The organism is Nocardia sp. CY15 (assembly GCF_009829295.1).
Classification (GTDB): domain Bacteria; phylum Actinomycetota; class Actinomycetes; order Mycobacteriales; family Mycobacteriaceae; genus Nocardia; species Nocardia sputi.
Genome location: NZ_VUOT01000104.1, coordinates 1 through 931 on the forward strand (window position 1 = coordinate 1; position 931 = coordinate 931).

The window sequence follows — 931 nt, forward strand, 5'->3', positions numbered from 1 at the left end:
GGCGGGTGTTGGCGATCGGTGAGGCGTTGCCGGGTTCGGTGGCGCAGCGGTTCCTGCGGGAGAACCCGCGTACTGAGTTGTTCAACTTGTATGGTCCGACCGAGGCGGCGGTGTCGATCACCAGTCATCGGGTGAGCCGTGCTGATGAGGTGTCGGTGTCGATCGGTGTGCCGGAGTGGAACAGTCAGGTGTATGTCCTGGATGCGCGTTTGCGGCCGGTGCCGGTGGGTGTGTCGGGTGAGTTGTATTTGGCGGGTGCGCAGTTGGCGCGTGGGTATTTCGGTCGGGCGGATTTGTCGGCGGATCGGTTTGTGGCGAATCCGTTCCAGGCTGGAGCGCGGATGTATCGCACGGGTGATCTGGTTGCGTGGAACGGTAGTGGTGAGCTCGAGTATCGGGGTCGTACGGATTTCCAGGTGAAGATTCGTGGTTTCCGTATCGAGTTGGGTGAGATCGAAGCCGCACTGTTGGCGCTGCCCGAAATTGCGCAGGCGGTGGTGATCGCGAAGTCGGATCCGAAGACCGGTGACCGCCTGGTGGCCTACCTCGTGCCGAGCGATGCCGATGCCGATGCCGATGGCGGTGCCGGTGTGGATGTGGGGCGGGTGAGGTCGGAACTGTCGGCGGGTTTGCCGTCGTACATGGTGCCGTCGGTGTTCGTGGTTTTGGATGCTTTGCCGTTGAATGTGAACGGCAAGTTGGATCGTAAGGCGTTGCCGGAGCCGGAGTTCGAGGTTCAAGCGTTCCGTGCGGCCTCGACGCCGATCGAGGAGATCGTGGCGCGGGTGTTCGGCGAGGTGCTGGGTGTCGAGCGTGTCGGTGCGGATGATGATTTCTTCGCTTTGGGTGGTAACTCGTTGTTGGCGACGCAGGTCGCGGCGCGTATCGGCGCGGCGCTGGATGCGCGTGTTCCGGTGCGGGTGCTGTTCGA

The 931-nt window shown here is 62.8% G+C and carries 1 protein-coding gene; it reads left to right on the forward strand.

Features of this window, described 5'->3' with window-relative positions; all coding sequences use genetic code 11:
• Positions 1–931, forward strand: a 931-nt coding sequence (locus tag GVY39_RS33785) for an AMP-binding protein (protein ID WP_159989411.1), incomplete at both ends; no start/stop codon positions are given.